Here is a 17,701-nt window from a genome sequence, read left to right as displayed (position 1 = left end):
GCAATTACTCGGTGACTTCCTCCGGCTCTTTCGCGCCGCGCATCCATTCGACCAGCGGCCACGCATCCTTCAAGCCTTCCGCCAGGGTCGGCAGCAGTTTTTCCGGTGCGTTCACGGGCAGCGGTATTTCGGTCCAGACAAAAAAGCTCTTCAGCTTGATGAATTCGATATGTTCGGCATCCGCCTCGAAGCCCTTGGGGGGGCGCTGCAACTTGCCCTCGTTCTGGATCGTGCCGAAACGGGCCTTCAAACGCTTATTTTTCAGCACTTTGGAAAAACCTGGCGCATCGTTGACCATGTGCTCGCGCAGCGCCTTCAGGCGGCCCGGTGGCGGCATGTATTCGCCGGCGCCGAACAGCAGATTGCCCTGGCCATCGATCTGCAGGTAATACGTGGGACCGCCCGCCTTGCTGGGACGGCGCATGTCGTTCGGCGCGATGGCGGCCGAAAAACGCGTCTTATACGGGCTCTTGTCGTGCGCGAAACGCACGTCGCGGTTGATGCGGAACAAGGCCTTCTTCGGATTGCAGTACTTCACGGCCGGATCGAACTTGCCGAGTTCAGCAATGAGTGACGTCACCAAGGCGAGGAATTCCTCGCGCAGGATGTCGTAGCGAGGCTTGTTCATGACAAACCAGGGACGGTTGTTGTTGTCGCTCAGTTCACGTAAAAATTGGGTCCAAATCACGCACGCACATGCATGTGTCAAATTCCGATCAGCAACTATTTGGAAAGCTCTTTCGGGATGGGGCGCTTGCCCACCACCACGTCGAGTGCCGCTTCGCGATTCTTGCGCAGCACCGTCATTTTAGCTTTTCCGCCAGGCGGCAGTTGGGCGATCAGGTTCAGCATTTCCGTCGTGTCGCCGACGGGCTTGCCTTCGACCGTCAGCAGGATGTCGCCGGGCACGATGCCCGCCTTGTCGGCCGGGCCGTTGCGCACCACGCCGGCGATGATGGCGCCGCTGGTGCGCTGCAAGTTGAAGCTTTGCGCCAGCTCGGGCGTGATGTCCTGCGTTTCCACGCCGATCCAGCCGCGCACCACGTGGCCATCCTTGATGATGGCTTCCATCACGGTTTTCGCCGTCGAGACGGGAATGGCGAAGCCGATGCCGACGGAGCCGCCGCTTTGCGAATAAATCGCCGTATTGATGCCGATCAAATTGCCGCGCGTATCGACCAGGGCGCCGCCCGAGTTGCCGAAGTTGATGGCCGCATCCGTCTGGATGAAGTTTTCAAAGCTGTTGATGTGCAGGTTGTTGCGGCCCAGGGCGGAGATGATGCCCATGGTCACCGTCTGGCCCACGCCGAACGGGTTGCCGATGGCCAGCACCACGTCGCCCACGCGCGCCAGTTCCGACTGGCCCAGCACGATGACGGGCAGCTTGTCGAGGTTGATCTTGATCACGGCCAGGTCCGTTTCCGGATCCAGGCCCACCACCTTGGCGGGCGCCTTGCGGCCATCGGTCAGCACCACTTCGATTTCGTCGGCGCCTTCGACCACGTGGTTGTTGGTCAGCACATAGCCTTCATGGCTGACGATGACGCCCGAGCCGAGGCTGTTTTTCAAGTCATCGTCATCCTCGCCGTCCGGGTCGCGGTCGCCGAAGAAACGTTTAAAGAAGGGGTCGCGCGCCAGCGGATGGGCGCCGCGCTTGGGCACTTGCAGGGTGAGGATGTTGACGACGGCGGGCATGGCGCGCGCCGCCGCGTCGCGGTAGGAGCCGGGCGCCAGGCTGCTCGACGCCGTTTCCACCACGGGCACCGGCTTGGCGGGAGAGCCCAGCTGCTGTACCCGGCTGGCCGGGCGCAGCGCGCCGTACACAAAGTACAGCGCCAACGCGATCGTCACGGTTTGCGCAAACAATAACCAGAATCGTCGCATACAGTTCTCAGCCCAGGTCAGCCGGCCGGTGCCGGAACGGCTTATTTTGCCAGATTGTTGCTGTTGCGTGCGTTCTGCTGCAGAGAGTCGCGGATTTCGCGCAGCAGCACGATGTCTTCCGGCGTGGCCGGTGCCGGGGCTGGCGCGACCGGTTCGCTGCGGCGGGCCTTGTTCATCAGGCGCACCATCTGGAAGATGATAAAAGCAAGAATGATGAAGTTGAGCAAAATGGTGAGGAAGTTACCGTAGGCCAGCACGGCGCCCGCTTTTTTCGCTTCCACCAGGGTCATCGTTGTAGCCTGGCCTGGCCATTCAGGGGCAGGTAGTAATTGGCGAAATCGAGGCCGCCGAAAATGCGGCCGATGGGCGGCATGATCACGTCTTGCACCAGGGAATCGACAATCTTGCCGAAGGCGCCACCGATAATGACACCGACCGCCAGATCGACGACGTTGCCCTTCATTGCAAATTCTTTAAATTCTTGCATCATTGCCATGAATTTCTCCTTCGGATATGTATAAAAAACATGCCGATCATACTATTGATTCCCAGTGCCACCAACTTGTGGTTGCTGGCGAGACCAATTCGTGCACAGCCGGGCGCATCTAGTTCGAAAGAACTAGCCACCTCCTGCAAAAGTATATAAATTATGGTACAAGCAACGTTTTTGTTTTATTCGTTGTTTGCTTCACTTATAATTTGCGGTTGCCAGAAGTGGCTTTTTCACTTCCGGATAATCAACAAGAAACTGGCACGGGCTGCGCCATTGGCCGAAGTTCCGCAGGGATGTTGCCACTTTACCGTACAAAGATGCGGGTTGCGGCAATCAGTGGGAAAGAGCTTCGGCGACGGTTTTTCGCGGCTGCCACTCATAATAAAGATTCGCATTTTGACTGATTGGGGTTTGCATGAGTAACGAAAAGCAGGTCGATTCAGGCCGTCGCGGCTTGCTCGTCGCCACGTGCGCGGCGGGCAGTGTAGTTGGATTGGCAACCGCGGGAGCCTTGGTAAGCACCTTCCAGCCGTCGGAGCGCGCGAAAGCGGCTGGCGCGCCGGTCGAAGTAGACATCACCACCTTGCAACCCGGCGAAATGCGCACCGTCGAATGGCGCGGCAAGCCGGTCTGGATCCTGAAGCGCACGCCGGAAATGATCGCGTCGCTGAAAAAGACCGACGGCAAAGTCGCCGATGCCAATTCCCAGCGCAATCCCGCCGAATTCACGCCTGAATACTGCATGAACGAGGCGCGTTCGATCAAGCCTGAAATTCTCGTCGCCGTCGGCATCTGCACCCACCTGGGCTGCTCCCCTTCCTCGAAATTTGCCCCCGGCCCGCAACCGTCGCTGCCCGATGACTGGGAAGGCGGCTTCCTGTGCCCTTGCCATGGCTCCACCTTCGACATGGCAGGCCGCGTGTTCAAGAACAAGCCGGCGCCGGACAACCTGCAAGTGCCGCGCCATATGTACCTGAGCGACACCAAATTGCTGATAGGTAAAGACGAGAAAGGCGAGGCTTGATCATGGCTGCTTTCAAAGAAACGAAATTCCCGGCAGACGCTCCCGTCGCCGAAAAAGCGCTGGGCTGGGTCGATGACCGCTTTCCCCTGACCAAGCTGTGGAACGACCAATGGGGCAAGTACTACGCCCCGAAAAACTTCAACTTCTGGTACATCTTCGGCTCGCTGGCCATGCTGGTGCTGGTCTTGCAGATCGTCACCGGCATCTTCCTGACCATGCACTACAAACCGGATGCGGCCCTGGCCTTCAATTCCGTCGAGTACATCATGCGCGAAGTGCCGTGGGGCTGGCTGGTGCGCTACATGCACTCGACGGGCGCCTCCGCCTTCTTCATCATCGTCTACCTGCACATGACGCGCGGCCTGCTGTACGGCTCCTACCGCAAGCCACGTGAACTGATCTGGCTGTTCGGTTTCGCCATCTTCCTGTGCCTGATGGCCGAAGCGTTCTTCGGCTACCTGTTGCCATGGGGCCAGATGTCGTACTGGGGCGCCCAAGTGATCGTCAACCTGTTCGGCGCCATCCCGTTCATCGGCCCTGACCTGTCGCTGTGGATCCGCGGCGACTACGTCGTTTCCGACGCGACCCTGAACCGCTTCTTCGCCTTCCACGTGATCGCCATCCCGCTGGTACTGCTGGGCTTGGTTGCAGCGCACTTGATCGCCCTGCATGAAGTGGGCTCGAGCAATCCGGACGGCATCGAAGTGAAGGAAAACCTGGGCGCCGATGGCCACCCCGTCGATTCGATCCCTTCGCATCCCTACTACACCGTGCATGACCTGTTCGGCGTCTCGATCTTCCTCGTCATTTTCAGCGCCGTCGTCTTCTTCGCGCCGGAAATGGGCGGTTATTTCCTGGAATACAACAATTTCCTGCCGGGCGATTCGCTGAAGACCCCGCTGCACATCGCGCCAACCTGGTACTTCACGCCGTTCTACTCGGTGCTGCGTGCCACCACGGCCGACTTCATGTACGTGCTGATGGGTGTCGTGGCCGCCTACGTGGTGTTCATCTGGCTCAAGTCGCGCCTGTCGACGACGGTCAAGTCCGCCATCGCCGGTATCGCCATCGTCGCCATCATCGGCATGCTGCCGCAGGTGCTGGACGCGAAATTCTGGGGCGTGGTGTTCTTTGGCGGTTCCGTCGTGATCCTGGCCTTCCTGCCATGGCTCGACCATTCGCCCGTGAAATCGATCCGCTACCGTCCGACCTGGCACAAATATGTGTACGCCATCTTCGGCCTGTCGTTCCTGATCCTCGGCTACCTGGGTACCCAGGCGCCAACGGATGCGAAAAAACCATCGTGTCGCAAGTGTGCACCCTGATTTACTTCAGCTTCTTCCTGCTGATGCCATGGTGGAGTGCCATGGGCAAGTTCAAGACCGTGCCGTCGCGTGTGACGTTTCACCCGCACTAAGCCGCTCTCACGCCACGCTCAAAGGACATACATCATATGAAGATTGCAAAAAAACTGCTCGCCATCCTGGCCTTCGTGCCTGCCATGGCTCTCGCCAGCGAAGGCGGCTTTCCGCTGGACAAGGCTCCTGACCGCCAGACGAACATGGCAGCGCTGCAACATGGCGCCAAATTGTTCGTCAATTATTGCTTGAATTGCCACGCTGCCGTGTCGATGCGCTACAACCGCCTGCGCGACCTGGGCTTGACGGAAATCCAGATCAAGGAGAATCTGTTGTTCTCCGGCGATAAAGTGGGCGACTTGATGACGACCAGCCTGGCACCGCAGGACGCCAAGGCCTTCTTTGGCGTCGTACCGCCGGATTTGTCGGTAATTTCGCGCGCGAAATCATCTCTTCCGCTGGCACAGGCGGCGACTACCTGTATACTTACCTGCGTACGTTCTATAAAGACGACACTCGTCCGACCGGCTGGAACAACATGGTCGTGCCGAATGTTGCCATGCCGCATGCATTATGGGAATTGCAAGGTGTCCAGACTGCCAAGTTCGTGGAAGAGAACGATCCGCACGAAGCTGGCAAGAAGATCCACAAATTTACCGGCTTCGAGCAGGTCAAGCCAGGTACGTTGAACAAGATCGAGTACGACAATGCGGTAGCCGACCTGGTCGGCTACATGGAGTGGATGGCCGAACCGGCACAGCAAACACGCAAGCGCCTGGGCGTTTGGGTGCTGCTGTTCCTGTCGGTCTTTGCTCTGCTGGCATGGCGCTTGAATGCGTCGTTCTGGAAGGAAGTCAAATAAGTGAGGCGCCGGCCATAGGCCGGTTTATGCCTGTTTCTGCGTTGTCCGCATGAGTGGACAAGCGACCTGGGGTGAGCCGTTCGCGGCTTCACCCCCTTTGTTTCTAAGGAACTATAAAAAATGATGGTTCTCTATTCGGGTACAACCTGCCCATTTTCGCAACGCTGCCGCCTGGTCCTGTTTGAAAAAGGCATGGACTTCGAAGTGCGCGACGTCGACCTGTTCAACAAGCCGGAAGACATTTCGACCATGAATCCGTATGGCCAGGTACCTATCCTGGTCGAACGCGAACTGATCCTGTATGAATCGAACATCATCAACGAGTACATCGATGAGCGCTTCCCGCATCCGCAACTGATGCCGGCCGATCCGCTGATGCGTGCCCGCGCGCGCCTGATGCTGTTCAATTTCGAAAAAGAACTGTTTGTGCACGTGCACGTGCTGGAAAGCGAACGCGCCAAGAGCAACGACAAGGCCCACGACAAGGCACGCGCGGAAATCCGCGACCGCCTGACGACCCTGGCGCCGCTGTTCCTGAAAAACAAGTACATGCTGGGCGACGAATTCTCGATCGATGCTCGACGTGGCTGTCGCGCCGCTGCTGTGGCGCCTGGATCACTACGGCATCGAACTGTCGAAGACGGCTGCACCGCTGATGAAATACGCCGAACGCATCTTCTCGCGTCCTGCGTACATCGAGGCATTGACCCCTTCCGAAAAGGTCATGCGCCGCTAAAAGATATCCCCATAAAGCTGCTGCGCAGCCCGCTCTCGACTTGGCGTTACTCGCCGTACTGAAGTACGGCTGCGTTACTCAAGCCGATATCGGGCTTGCTCGCGACGCTTTCTGGGGCATCTTGGATTCTTTCCAGTTGCTCTGTTTCATTGAATTACCGGTGCGCCCGCCTCATGCCTGACGGGGGGGCGCTCCCGCCTCACAGTGCCTACCATGTCTGAAATCTCAACCAAACCTTATATGCTGCGCGCCATCTACGAGTGGTGCACCGACAGCGGCTACACGCCTTATCTCGCGGTCAAAGTCGATTCGCGCACCACGGTACCGATGGAATACGTGAAAAAGGGCGAAATCGTGCTCAATATCAGCTTTGGCGCCACCAGCGGCCTGAAGATGGACAACGACGCCATCCGCTTCCACGCCCGCTTTGGCGGCGTCTCGCGCGAAATCTACGTGCCGGTCGACAATGTAATGGCCATCTACGCCAACGAAAACGGCCAGGGCATGGCCTTCGAGCCCGTGCTGGGCAACGATGATCCCGACGCGCAACCGACGGACAGCCCCGCCTCCGCCGACGTTCCGCCGCCCGTGCTCGCCCCTGCCAGCAGCGCTCCGACCCTGTCGTCCGTGCCGACCAGCTCCCCCGAACAACGCGATGCCGCCACGCCCGGCGACGACGAGCCACCAAAAAAAGGCGGCCGCCCGACCCTGACACGCATTAAATAGCGTATAATTCGCAACGCGCAGTTTTTGCCGACTTAGCTCATTTGGTAGAGCAGTTGATTTGTAATCATCAGGTGGCCAGTTCGAAACCGGCAGTCGGCACCAATAAATTCAAGCACTTAGCCCAGTCCTCACCGACTGGGCTTTTTGTTATCTGAAGCCATGTAGGCACTATGTAGGCATTCACGCCCGCAGCTCATCAAAGGACTTGAATTTTAAATAATTCACCATATTTACTAGATGGCACTTTGCCATTCACTAGGGAAAAAAAATGTCCGATTTCTACATTTCAGCTGTGCAATACGATGACAATGAGCAACACATCCAGTTTCTCAAGGTACATGAAAATACCGGCACGAGCTTTGCCGCCGCTCGTATCGTTCCACGTGAGTTCTTAGCCGACCTTATTCGTTTGAACAAAGCCACGTTTAAGACCATCACTAAGAACACCGCTGACAAGAATTGGAGCATCGGTGCCTTGGTGCATGTGGTGGATGACACATTCCTGTCGACCGACCGCAATGACAAAACTAAGGATAATCTCGGCAAATTGCCTACCTTTTAATAAAAAGCCCAGCGGAAAAGCTGGGCTTGAGGGCGGGTTGCTTAAACGGGTTTGACTACCCCTAAGATGTTAGCGCGTGATACCTCGTACATGCGCGCCAACGCGCTGACGCTCTCGCCGGTGGCATACTTGGCGATTATGTCGGCGCGCTGCTCGGCGGTCGTCTTCGACGGCCGGCCCAGCGTTTTGCCTTCGTTCTTTGCCCGAGCCAAACCAGCTTGCGTGCGCTCCACCAGCAAATCCCTTTCCATCTCGGCCACGGCGGCCAACATGGTCATCATCATCTTGCCGGCTGGCGAGGTCAGGTCCAGCTTGCCCAACTGCAGCACGATGACTGCAATCTTGCGGGCGGCGAGCAGCTTGACCGTGGCGCCGACGTCCTGAGCATCGCGGCCCAGACGGTCCAGCTTCGCCACCACCAGCGTTTCGCCGTTGCGAATCTGCGCCAGCAGTGCGGCGAACTCCGGGCGCTCGCTGGCGCTGGTCTTGCCGCTGATGGTGTCCGCATACCAGTAATCGACCTGATGGCCGGCCGCTTCAATTTCCATCTTCTGGTTGTCTGCGGTTTGCTCTTTGGTGCTGACGCGGCCGTATGCGAAGATTGCCATGGTGTTTCTCCGGTTAAGACTGTTAGAAAACACTGTTAGAATATATCGACCTGTTAGAAATGGCAAGCCCTATATTTCCGACATTGATTTGTGTTGATATTTGTAGATGTTAGAAATCGTTCGTTTTCCAACACCTTCTTAATATAGGATATTATCAAAGGGCCAATATGGCTTGAACCATAATCGAGGAGCGATTGAGAGATGGGTGGGAAGCACGCATGAAAGGTCCGACATTGGAGTGGGATGAACGTTTGCACTATCGAGACAGGTTTAGAGCTGCCCGTTATGCCGCACTTGCTGACTCAGAGGGTTTTAGCGAAATGTGTTTTGCAATGGAAGCATTAGGGCTACGACTGAGCGAGAAGGAAGGCACTTTAAGTTCCTATCACGAAAAACTTAGGCCACTGGCACAAGACTCTACGGTTTTATCTGAACTAACTGCAATTTTCCCAACGCTTTTTACCACATTCGACGCCCTGTATACCACGGTTAAACGAGCACGAAATGATGTAATGCATACGGGTGTGTACGCTCGCCACGCTACAAAAGCAGCGATTGAATTATGTATAGGACTGGAGGAAGGATTGATGAAGGAGCAAACAACCCGCAGGACGTCGGTCGCCGACTTCATGGTAAAGGAGCCGGTTATTCTTCAGCCATGGCAACCAGTTGCATATGCACGCCAACTAATGCTAACCCACTCCTTCACGTACTTACCCGTCTACATAGGTGGGTGGCACTTGGTCTCTGAAATAGCCATGGTGCAATATTTGCATAATAGCGGAAACAGACCGTACTCACTTGCGAAGTCAATTGAAGAAGCGCACGGAGAAGGCTTGAGGCTGATACCATCCGCTCCAGTCAATTCTGAGGACAACGTAGCGGAGCTGTTGGCGGCTGCGCAAGAAGGTGACAGCCCTATGTTGTGGCTGGTTGCCGACCAACATAACGGAATATGTGGGGTTTTAACTCCGTATGAATTAATGTAACGCGGTTGTGTATGACTCGCAGCAAGCCTGACTTGTCGCTCAAGAGGCATGAACCTCCTCTTTAATCCCCGAAGGGAGCGAAGGGAGCACTGTTTTTTCTGCGCTCCCTTTGCTCCCTTCTACGCTCCCTTCACAAATCCGTTTCCGGCAAGCACCAGAGCCACGCGCCGCCCATACTTAGTTTTTTGGCTTCGATTCCGAGCGATTTTTTGACCCGCTTTGCAGCATCCCATGAATGGCCTGCATCCCGGATTTCTGCCTGCAACGCCTTCGTGGCCATCTTGCCGCCCACCTCGCGCAGTGTATCAACCAGCATGCGCTCCAAGTCTTGCCGGGCGTCGCCGTCCTCATTGCTGTCGTCGTGCTCCACGTCCCCCAAGATTTCCCGTGCCGTGCCTTCGATGGCACCGGCCCATACAGCGTGCGTCGCCCCGATGCCGCCGGCGATGGTGGCCAGCTCCAGCGAGTAGGCGACACCACCATCATCCGGGGCAATGTTCGACTTGGCTCTGGCCATCACGCGCCGGTTGCTGCCCTCTTCCTTCGCAGTCACCAGCACCATGCGCGCCAGCGCGCCGAAGGCCTGGGAGCCGATAACGCGGTCCTGTGGCGCCTTGCCGGCGCCGCCCTTGGCAAAGTGGGTGATGCCGATGACCGCGCAGCCGTGAGCGTCCGCGAAGTCCACCACCGCCTGCAGGCTCCGGCGCACGTCGTTGGCCCGGTGCATGTCTCCGGCGACGGCCGACACAATCGGGTCTATCAGCAGCAGGCTCACGCCACCAATGGCATCGACCGCGCGGCGCAGGTCCGTTATGTCCTGCGACGGGTCGAACGGCACGCTTTCGCCATCCTGCGCGATACCCTCGATGAAGTGGCAGCGCGCCAGGTCGGCGCCGGATGCAATCAGCCGCGGCACCAGCGTATCGTCGGCCACGTCCTCGCTAGACCATATCAGGACATTGCCGCCGCCCTTACACTCGCTACCATCTGGCCAGCGGCCGCCCGTCGTGATGACGCCGGCCAGCGCCAGAGCAAGGGTGGTCTTGCCGGTACCGGCGGCGCCGGCGAGGATGGTCAACTTTCCAGCCGGCACCCAGCCAGGCCACAGCCAGGTGATGGGCAGCGGCTTGATATCGGCACCACAGCGGATTTTCACCACACGTTCACCCCGCTGCATCGAGCGGTCGAAAGGACTTGAGGTTTCGCCCTGGCGGTCTAGCTCGATGCGCGCAGCTCGGGCGGCATCCTCCTCCCTGCCCAGCGTGAAGCCGGCCATCTGGCCATCTGTGTGTTTGTCCGTCATCATGATTCCGCCAGTTTGAGAAAGGCCGTGCGTTTGTGGTCACCGTCGACCAAGAGCAGCCGGCGCGGCCTGGCCTGATACAGCCGGTCGGACAGCGTGCGCAGCGCGCCGTACCTGGTCAGATTTCCGGGGAATATCAGCACCACGTCCAGGCCGGCCACCGCGCGGCACTCCAGCGCGGTGGGCAGGTTGGCCGGGTCGATTTCGATAGCGTTGCGTTTGGGCGGCAGCATGCCGACGCCCAGCCATAGCACGCCGCCCACCGGCGCCAGCCCATACTCGGCGCGTATGCGCGCCAGTTCCGCCAGGGTGCTCATACGCTACCTCCAGGCATGTCGAAGTGGTAGGGCAGCACAAGCAGGATGCGGCTGCGGCCAGGTTCGGCAAAGTGGTCGATAAGGCGCAGCGCTTCCTCAAGCTTCATACTCACCAGGCCGGCAGACGCGCGCGCTTGAATCGTCACCTTGCTGGCATCCTCAAGGCCAAGAGTTCCACCGCCATAAACCAGCGCAGGCGGCGGGCCCACTTCGGGAGGCTCGGGCAGCGAGTAACGGCTGGCGGCGAGCCGCTCGCTCTGGTGGCGAATACGCACCGAGCGGATTGATAACTCACCGTACGCAGGGTAATCCGCTGCGGCTTGATGCTTGCACGCACGCAAATTCATGGGCGGTATCAAGTGAAAGGTCCAGCGCCAGCACTTCGCCGCGCTCAGTGAGCACATCGTACAGCGGCTCGTCAGTATCGCCATTGAGTGGCGCGCGCGGGGCGTTCATTTCTGCCCCCGTTGGTTGTCGGTGCGGACCAAGTGGATAGCGGCCGGCGCGGCGGTAGGCTTCTCCAGCGGGAACATCTTTGCCACGGTGTTGGCGAAGTCAACGATGTCGGCGCGCCAGTGCGGTACCGTGGCACGGTAGCGCTGCAGCAGCCTGTTCTCGTCGGTGGTCAGCACAAGCGGCACCAGCGCGAGGGCGGCGGCTTCGTCCTTCGATGGCGCTTTCATGCTTCACCGCCTTCCGCCACCAGTGCGGTTATCTGGTCTGCGGCGTCGCGCATCAACATGCCGTTGCGCAGCGCGCAGGTGGTGAAGCACTCCACCGCGTCGACTGCGCCACGCGTGGCCTCGTCCTTAGGTTTGATGTCGTCCAGCTTGTCGAAGACTTCCAGCAGCAGAATTTCCAACCGGGCCGCGTGCGCGCTGATATCGGAGGCATGCTGGCGGATAGCGTCGCTGTTCAACACTCGACTGCTGGCGCTGGTCGGCGTACTGAGGGCGGCGCTCATGCCGCACCGCCAATCTTTGCCGCAGCTGTGCGCCAGATGGCTTTTCCATCTTCGATTCCGGCAAAGAAAGCATCAGCGGCGGCCGTGCCGACCAGATACGGCATGTCGAAGTCTTTGCGCTCGATGCGGTGCTCAAGCACCATGCGTGCGCCAGCCATGCATTCCTGGCTTCGCGGGGTGCGGCCGTTGTAAAACGCGGTTTGATAGAGCTGGTCGACGAACAGGGCCGTGGCTGCTGCTGGGATATGTTGAGGTGTGGTGGTGCCTGGCATGGTTGCCTCCGGTGTGGTTTGTAAAACCGCACATCCCGTCGCCAAACGGGGTGAGCAGCAAATGGTGGGGTTGGCGAACCGGTACACACGGAAACCGGCATACCCGAAGGTATCCCCACCACTGCCGCTCATAGAGGACGTCATGGTGCAACGGACAAAAAAAAGCCGCCTAGTGGCGGTCGTCCGCCGGTGTATTCCGAGTCGCCAAACCCGTGCCCCTCTTTATCGAGGACGCTTTTAGGATAGGCCAGCTGGGGGAAACCGTCAAGGCGTTTTCGTCCGGCGTAGTCTACCAGCGGCAAGCTCAAGTTGCATTAAAATAAATGCTCTATTAGCATCGGAAACTTTGGAGGTAAGCATGGGCAGGAGAATTTTGAAGGTCGCCAGCGCATATGCGCTAGCTATACTGCTGGCAGGATGCGGTGGCGACGACAACGACAAACCAGTGTATGGAGAGGCCACAGGAATGCCGGTGAACTGCCGCGCGTACGTCCAGGTGGCTGTCGATGCGTACAGGGCGAAGCGGTACACTGCAGAGGAAACGATGGTCGGGCTTGAACGCAACTGCGGCGCCAATGGTGGTATATGGCACAACAATCGAGATTGATAGTGAACTCGCACGAGGCACAAGCCAGGCGTCTTTATGCACATATGAGCCGAAACCGATTGTTTCCTCATGAGAAATAGTTAACAAGTTGCTAGTGCTTGGAAGCATAGAATGCTAGACTCGCTGCAAATAAATTAACGAGACAAAAATGCTTGCATACCACGGCCAGCTCAGCCTGGTGGTAGTCCCGGGTGACCAGTGCCCTCCTGCGTCCGCAACTGCAACTGCCCGAGACGCCTGGCGATGGGTAAATGTTCCCATGACGCCGGAATGTTTTCATCCGGTCGCGATGCGAAATCCTCGGCGGCTCCATAGCGAAGATGACCCTACGAAACAGTGCTCCTGCTGGGCACTCTCCATGCACGACACGGAAGCACAAAGTGTCGCAGCCTTCAAAGCTCTTGAAAAGACCTTCAAACGAATTCGGAGTACCATCGGGTCAGCAGTCGCGTATGCTCGGCTAGCGCCCAGCCATGGGCTATCCACGACATCCGACCATTACGGTCATTTTGATTTGCATCCTTACAGCACCTCCGTATTCCCGGCCCCCTTCCAAGCTCCGAAAGCAATACCATGAACCGGATGCCAGTACTTAGCGGAAAAAAGCTCAATGCGGGTGACCTGCCCAAATACACGTGGAATGCGGACTTAATCGCATACGATGGCCCGTTACTTAGTTTGTTCAAACAAAGCGATGGTCTTGACGCGCTTTTTGTTTGGCTGGATTGTGATACCACCAGAAACAGATGGTGTGTTATTCCGGTAACTCGGAGCGAGCTATGGGATTACCTCTCAGGGAAAGTCGCGCTGCGAGCTCTAATTTTGGCACTGCCGTCAATTTACGTCTTTAATACTGGGCCAACAGCTAGTCGGAGGACGTTCACCGAAATTAACAAACTGCCCGACTTTTACCTTCCGGATTCCGACTCTTTTTTAACTCCAGAGATATCTACGGCTGCCGCTAAGAAGCTGATAGACGACCCCGCACAAGAGGAAACCTTGGTTTTGGTGGGAGAAGAAATTTACTTGGAGGATTTGGAAGGAATCCCGAAACTTTACCAGCAGCTCTATTCGTTCCACTACGGGATGGAGCATCTTTCGCGTCCCGCAGTCAGCCATGCTGTACAGAAATTAATGTCCGATTGGCATGGCGGTATTGGGGCTGTAAACCTTTTTAGCGGGCTTAAAACTGTCACACCATCTATACATCGGGCTCGGGTTGTTGAACTGCGCTATAACTCCCCTGGCGTAATCAAAATGAGTTTATTGCCTCTTCTTTCCCAGCGCATTAAAACTGCAATGAGCAAAGTCATTGGGGATAATGATTTTTCTAGTGCTGAAAATCTTTACAGACAGATTTATTCGTACTTCAAGGAACATGAAATATCCGGGCTTGAAGACGAACGTGCGATAGTGGCAAAGGAGTTAATGCCCCATCAGATACAAGATTTAAAATTTTTTATCTCGAAGTTTTTTGATATTTTTGGGTGGCAAAGTTACGCTTCTCATTTCAATAAATTAGCTATCACCCCGTTTCGCAGCTACGAATGCTGTTGGCCTATTACCGACGACTTCGAAAATTGCGGGACTATATCGTTGCGCGTAAATTAGACCTTCAGTGAATGAATCTAAGCTTATATGAATGATGTTCAGCTAACGGCGGTAGCTACCGCGCTCCTAGTTTTTATCGGCTTCGCTCAGTTTTTAGTTCTGCTCGCTCAACGACATCAGCAGCGGCTTGACTGGGCGGAGAGATATCGCCAACGGTGGATTGAACTCAAAGGCGACTGGGCCGTAGTAGTCTTTTTAGGTCGCCGCTCATCTGAATATTATCAAGTTGCGCACTACGATACTCTTCAACAACTTCGCAACGCAACCAATAACGATTCTCATGAGAAAAATTTATCTTGGGCGCAGGCGTCAATACGCAATGTTTGCGGATTATTGAGTGACCTCTGTTCTCGAATTCTACAGGGCGACTTACAAGTGAAGGATATTTACCCGATATTCGGCACAGAATTACTGAGACAGGGCGCTCCATTACGAATCCTCCTTGATGGAGAGTCCGATTTTCTTCGAGCGTATGGCTCTAAGGGACCGACAGATGAGGAGGCGAAGCACGATTGGCTACGAAGCCAGATGACCACCTGGTTGGTTTGTCATGATGGGATACGTCGGCGATGTTTGATAATGCTCGACTTACTGTGGGCGGAATCTGCACGACTTGAAGACCTACCTCCCTCGGACCTTACACTCGCTGCAAACTCAAAAGTTTTAACTGGCTATATGAATCGTTTAAGGATACGGGTTGAGACCCGTAGACTAAGTGAGTGGTGGGCATGGTACAGGCCGTGGAGACTAAGTCGGTTTCTCATTCACTCAGAATGGAAAAAATTCCGATATGGGCGTGGCTTAAATAAAATGCGGCTGAAAAAATTAGAAGAGGCATGGAATTCACGATACCTTCGCTCGTAATTTTTTATGATGTTGGTGGACTTTAGCGAACTGCTGCCTCCCTCATCATTCTTCAAGTTGGATTTGAAGTCATAAACAATGAGAATTGTGATGGCAGGAACATTCAGACTATCTCCTGCCTGGTGCACAAAAGGCCCGCCAGGCCTCATCGGCACCGATGGCATGGGAATTTACTTGCCAGCAGGCGGCGCGTTCGACCTGTTGCCGCCCGATACCTGGCCAGTAGTGCTTGGCCAGCCGCCTGCATTGCCTTGGCCCGACCCTCTACCGCCGCCACTGCTTCCTTTTCCACCGCCAGAACTGGAACCGCCCTTGCTGGCGCCGCCGCATCCGCTTCCGCCACTCTTTGCCATGATGACCTCCGTCGCCGGGTGATTCCAGCGCCAGCCAAGGCTACTCCGAGCGCGCACTTATTGGCGCACAACTGCGCACCTACCTGCGCACCAAACGTTTAGCAATGCAAGCCTACGCCGAGCAAGAAAGCGCGCCACGAAAGGCTCTCCGGGACATTTTTTGTCGCAATGCTGCGAACCTATTTTTCTTGCGATAGGAGCACTTACAACCGCGCACCTACCCAAATTCTTATCGTACAGTTACCTACTTTAATCGCTCAGGTGGCTTTTTCGGCCCATGCAAGCAGTTTTGGATTAAATCGAATCTTAGGTCTCGGCTGTCGCGCATTGCTGACAATGCGGGGTCAAAATAAACCTGATTTATGATGCTCTTGCGCACCTCCAATGGTATTTCCTTGAAGTCCGACATTCCTAAAGCCTGGATAGGCTCAAGGCCAGCATCGCGCGCGACAAGGGCATTTCCATATGTTGCCGCAATTTTGATGCAATAGTTATCCTTGCCATCCTCAGCAGCCTGCAAGTTGGTCGATAGGGTTGCATACAGGAAAAGAAGCGCAAGGGTTTTCAAGGGGGCTCCGGCATTGTGATTTGGCGGATGAATGATACAACGACAACGTCGCGCTATGTTTCCCCCACCTCGCGCGCTGCCTGCTCAATGATGCGCGCGGCCAGCAGCAGATTGCCCATGCTCTCAGCCTTCGCAGCTACCCGCTCTAATACGCGCAAGCGGTACGCCTGGCAGGCAATGGGGATATCGTCCAGCTCGGCCAGCAGCCGCGCCCTGGTGTCGTAGAAGACGGCCCGCCACTTGACGCCCAGCTTGGCGCCAGCCCGCCGCTCGGGGTGATAAGCCTCGATGCGCTGGCGCGACAAGGCCAGGCCGAATTTCTCCTTGACAGTGGTAGCCACCTGCGCGGGCGTGTCGAAGCACGCCAGCTCTATGACAATGTGCATGATTACAGCGGTTGGAAGGGTCGCCATCAGTTCTAATCCGTCAAGGCAGGTCAAGCAAGGCGGCACTCATACGACGGCCGGCAGCAGGGTTATGGCGCTGTCCAAGTCGATGACGTCGGACAGCTCCAAGTGCCCGCGCTGTTTGGCGCACGCCTTGGCCAGCAGGCGCAGGGCTGCCAGCTCCTTGCGCTTGGCCTCGGTGAGCTGGCGCGCTGTTTCGCACTGTTGCGAATACAGTTGCAACGCCCACCCGCAATCGCCCCGGGCCTTCAACTGGGCGTCCAGCTTTCGCTTTGCGGTGCCGATGGCCATCCGGCGCACGTGAGCGGTATGCCACTGTAACGCGGCGTGTGTTAGTTCTCGGTCGTTGTTCATCTCGTCATTCTCTGCGGGAAGGGCCGGAATCGGGCCGTGGTGGCACGAACGGCCCTCGCCTGATGCTTGGCATTGCCAAGCAGCGCCAGCCGCTCAGCGGGCCAATTTTGTTTAACCTTCGATGGTGCCGCCCGATTTGCAGTATGCGGCGCGGTCGACGTGAGGCATCTGCTCGAACTGCACGCGCGTCAGCACCTTGGCGCCGTGCGCGTGCGTAGCTGGCGCTGGATTGCTAGCGCTGTCTGCGACGGTACCGCCGTCTTTGATGTGGCTCATGCGTTCTTGCGGGTTCATGGCGTCGAACTGCTGGCGGCTGACCGCGCCGACCGCGGTACCGCGCTGGCCAGTTTGAACCGCATCGCCGGCAGCACCAGGACCAGGCCCGGCCGGCGCACCGCCTTCCCGCTGAATCATGGCCTTGTTTGGGTAGCCATCAACCAGCTTGTCGAACGCCTCATCGAAGTTCGCAACCTCACCATGGCGCGTAGGTGAGTACAGCTGCATGCCGTGCTGGTCCACCGCCACCAGCTTGCCACCCTCGATGCGGAATGCATCAGAGAACGCGGCGGCAGCCAGGTCGTGCGGGATTTTCAGCCCGGCCATTGTCGGCGAGGTCTCGAAGTGCTTACCCAGCGCCAGCTTCCATGCAGCAGGGGCGTCGAATGCTTCTTCGCGGCCGTTAGCGTGCACGTACACGGGTTTGCCATCCTTGACGACGGCCGAGCCGTCCTTGTTCAATTTCAGTTTCATGATGTTGCCTTTCGTTGAAGTGTGATTTGCATTTTTTCTGCTACTGCGCGCCCGGCCGGCACTTGGTCGACGGGCGAGATTCGAGATTC

The 17,701-nt window shown here is 57.0% G+C and carries 18 protein-coding genes, 1 tRNA gene and 4 pseudogenes; 9 read left to right on the top strand and 14 right to left on the bottom strand.

Features of this window, described 5'->3' with window-relative positions:
• Nucleotides 1–4: 4 nt before the first annotated feature.
• The 3 genes and pseudogenes from ACQVLG_RS09110 to mscL all read right to left on the bottom strand — a co-directional run bounded on the left by ACQVLG_RS09110 (nucleotide 5) and on the right by mscL (nucleotide 2,380).
• Nucleotides 5–628 carry a DUF2461 domain-containing protein gene (locus ACQVLG_RS09110; protein WP_474294106.1) on the bottom strand — a complete coding sequence of 208 codons (624 nt, stop codon included), beginning with the start codon at nucleotides 626–628 and terminating at the stop codon, nucleotides 5–7.
• A gap of 95 nt (nucleotides 629–723) precedes the next feature.
• Nucleotides 724–1,884: a Do family serine endopeptidase gene (locus ACQVLG_RS09105; RefSeq protein ID WP_230540256.1), complete on the bottom strand. Its 1,161-nt coding sequence runs from the start codon at nucleotides 1,882–1,884 to the stop codon at nucleotides 724–726.
• A gap of 41 nt (nucleotides 1,885–1,925) precedes the next feature.
• A pseudogene (mscL, locus tag ACQVLG_RS09100) lies at nucleotides 1,926–2,380 on the bottom strand (large conductance mechanosensitive channel protein MscL).
• 412 nt (nucleotides 2,381–2,792) lie between these two features.
• On the opposite strand from mscL, the gene petA reads away from it, so the two are divergent.
• The 7 genes and pseudogenes from petA to ACQVLG_RS09065 all read left to right on the top strand — a co-directional run bounded on the left by petA (nucleotide 2,793) and on the right by ACQVLG_RS09065 (nucleotide 7,645).
• Nucleotides 2,793–3,401, top strand: a complete 609-nt coding sequence (gene petA, locus ACQVLG_RS09095; protein ID WP_034753009.1) for a ubiquinol-cytochrome c reductase iron-sulfur subunit — start codon at nucleotides 2,793–2,795, stop codon at nucleotides 3,399–3,401.
• Nucleotides 3,402–3,403: 2 nt separating this feature from the next.
• Nucleotides 3,404–4,818, top strand: a pseudogene (locus ACQVLG_RS09090) (cytochrome b).
• A 36-nt stretch (nucleotides 4,819–4,854) separates the two neighbouring features.
• Nucleotides 4,855–5,621 (top strand): annotated as a pseudogene (locus ACQVLG_RS09085) (cytochrome c1).
• Nucleotides 5,622–5,741: 120 nt separating this feature from the next.
• A pseudogene (locus ACQVLG_RS09080) lies at nucleotides 5,742–6,357 on the top strand (glutathione S-transferase N-terminal domain-containing protein).
• Nucleotides 6,358–6,570: 213 nt separating this feature from the next.
• A complete protein-coding gene (locus tag ACQVLG_RS09075) occupies nucleotides 6,571–7,083 on the top strand; it encodes a ClpXP protease specificity-enhancing factor (protein ID WP_474294104.1) in 513 nt (170 codons plus the stop codon).
• 26 nt (nucleotides 7,084–7,109) lie between these two features.
• Nucleotides 7,110–7,185 (top strand) — tRNA-Thr (locus tag ACQVLG_RS09070).
• A 166-nt stretch (nucleotides 7,186–7,351) separates the two neighbouring features.
• On the top strand, nucleotides 7,352–7,645 hold the full coding sequence (locus ACQVLG_RS09065; protein WP_474294102.1) for a hypothetical protein: 294 nt from the start codon (nucleotides 7,352–7,354) through the stop codon (nucleotides 7,643–7,645).
• Between the two features lie 41 nt (nucleotides 7,646–7,686).
• Here the strand turns inward: ACQVLG_RS09065 and ACQVLG_RS09060 are convergent, their stop codons facing one another.
• A complete protein-coding gene (locus ACQVLG_RS09060) occupies nucleotides 7,687–8,253 on the bottom strand; it encodes a recombinase family protein (protein ID WP_474294100.1) in 567 nt (188 codons plus the stop codon).
• 218 nt (nucleotides 8,254–8,471) lie between these two features.
• Here ACQVLG_RS09060 and ACQVLG_RS09055 point away from each other — a divergent pair, with 218 nt between their 5' ends.
• Nucleotides 8,472–9,242 carry a hypothetical protein gene (locus ACQVLG_RS09055; RefSeq protein ID WP_474294098.1) on the top strand — a complete coding sequence of 257 codons (771 nt, stop codon included), beginning with the start codon at nucleotides 8,472–8,474 and terminating at the stop codon, nucleotides 9,240–9,242.
• Nucleotides 9,243–9,372: 130 nt separating this feature from the next.
• On the opposite strand, the gene ACQVLG_RS09050 is transcribed toward ACQVLG_RS09055, so the two are convergent.
• The 6 genes from ACQVLG_RS09050 to ACQVLG_RS09025 form a co-directional block, all read right to left on the bottom strand.
• Nucleotides 9,373–10,548, bottom strand: a complete 1,176-nt coding sequence (locus tag ACQVLG_RS09050) for an AAA family ATPase (RefSeq protein ID WP_474294096.1) — start codon at nucleotides 10,546–10,548, stop codon at nucleotides 9,373–9,375.
• Entirely contained in the window at nucleotides 10,545–10,862 is a 318-nt protein-coding gene (locus tag ACQVLG_RS09045) for a hypothetical protein (protein WP_474294094.1), read from the bottom strand. Before ACQVLG_RS09045 ends, ACQVLG_RS09050 begins: the two co-directional genes overlap by 4 nt.
• Nucleotides 10,859–11,209, bottom strand: coding sequence for a hypothetical protein (locus tag ACQVLG_RS09040; RefSeq protein ID WP_474294093.1), 351 nt, complete (start codon nucleotides 11,207–11,209; stop codon nucleotides 10,859–10,861). Before ACQVLG_RS09040 ends, ACQVLG_RS09045 begins: the two co-directional genes overlap by 4 nt.
• A gap of 105 nt (nucleotides 11,210–11,314) precedes the next feature.
• Nucleotides 11,315–11,545, bottom strand: coding sequence for a hypothetical protein (locus ACQVLG_RS09035; protein ID WP_474294092.1), 231 nt, complete (start codon nucleotides 11,543–11,545; stop codon nucleotides 11,315–11,317).
• The gene (locus tag ACQVLG_RS09030; RefSeq protein ID WP_474294090.1) at nucleotides 11,542–11,826 is read right to left on the bottom strand and encodes a hypothetical protein; all 285 of its coding nucleotides are present in this window, start codon (nucleotides 11,824–11,826) and stop codon (nucleotides 11,542–11,544) included. The genes ACQVLG_RS09035 and ACQVLG_RS09030 overlap by 4 nt, the downstream gene beginning before the upstream one ends.
• The gene (locus ACQVLG_RS09025) at nucleotides 11,823–12,098 is read right to left on the bottom strand and encodes a hypothetical protein (protein WP_474294088.1); all 276 of its coding nucleotides are present in this window, start codon (nucleotides 12,096–12,098) and stop codon (nucleotides 11,823–11,825) included. Before ACQVLG_RS09025 ends, ACQVLG_RS09030 begins: the two co-directional genes overlap by 4 nt.
• A 1,180-nt stretch (nucleotides 12,099–13,278) precedes the next feature.
• Between ACQVLG_RS09025 and ACQVLG_RS09020 the strand changes: the two genes are divergently transcribed.
• Nucleotides 13,279–14,316 (top strand): hypothetical protein, encoded by a 1,038-nt coding sequence (locus tag ACQVLG_RS09020; protein ID WP_474294086.1) that lies wholly within the window; start codon nucleotides 13,279–13,281, stop codon nucleotides 14,314–14,316.
• Between the two features lie 1,461 nt (nucleotides 14,317–15,777).
• Here ACQVLG_RS09020 and ACQVLG_RS09015 read toward each other — a convergent pair.
• The 4 genes from ACQVLG_RS09015 to ACQVLG_RS09000 form a co-directional block, all read right to left on the bottom strand.
• Nucleotides 15,778–16,101 (bottom strand): hypothetical protein, encoded by a 324-nt coding sequence (locus ACQVLG_RS09015; protein ID WP_474294084.1) that lies wholly within the window; start codon nucleotides 16,099–16,101, stop codon nucleotides 15,778–15,780.
• A gap of 53 nt (nucleotides 16,102–16,154) precedes the next feature.
• Nucleotides 16,155–16,514, bottom strand: coding sequence for a DUF2280 domain-containing protein (locus tag ACQVLG_RS09010; RefSeq protein WP_474294082.1), 360 nt, complete (start codon nucleotides 16,512–16,514; stop codon nucleotides 16,155–16,157).
• A gap of 39 nt (nucleotides 16,515–16,553) precedes the next feature.
• A complete protein-coding gene (locus ACQVLG_RS09005; RefSeq protein WP_474294080.1) occupies nucleotides 16,554–16,862 on the bottom strand; it encodes a hypothetical protein in 309 nt (102 codons plus the stop codon).
• Nucleotides 16,863–16,973: 111 nt separating this feature from the next.
• Nucleotides 16,974–17,612 (bottom strand): DUF6651 domain-containing protein, encoded by a 639-nt coding sequence (locus tag ACQVLG_RS09000; RefSeq protein ID WP_474294078.1) that lies wholly within the window; start codon nucleotides 17,610–17,612, stop codon nucleotides 16,974–16,976.
• Nucleotides 17,613–17,701: the final 89 nt, after the last annotated feature.

The sequence above is a fragment of the Janthinobacterium sp. TPC_1 genome (genome assembly GCF_056037845.1).
This window is presented reverse-complemented; position numbering and strand designations above follow the sequence as displayed.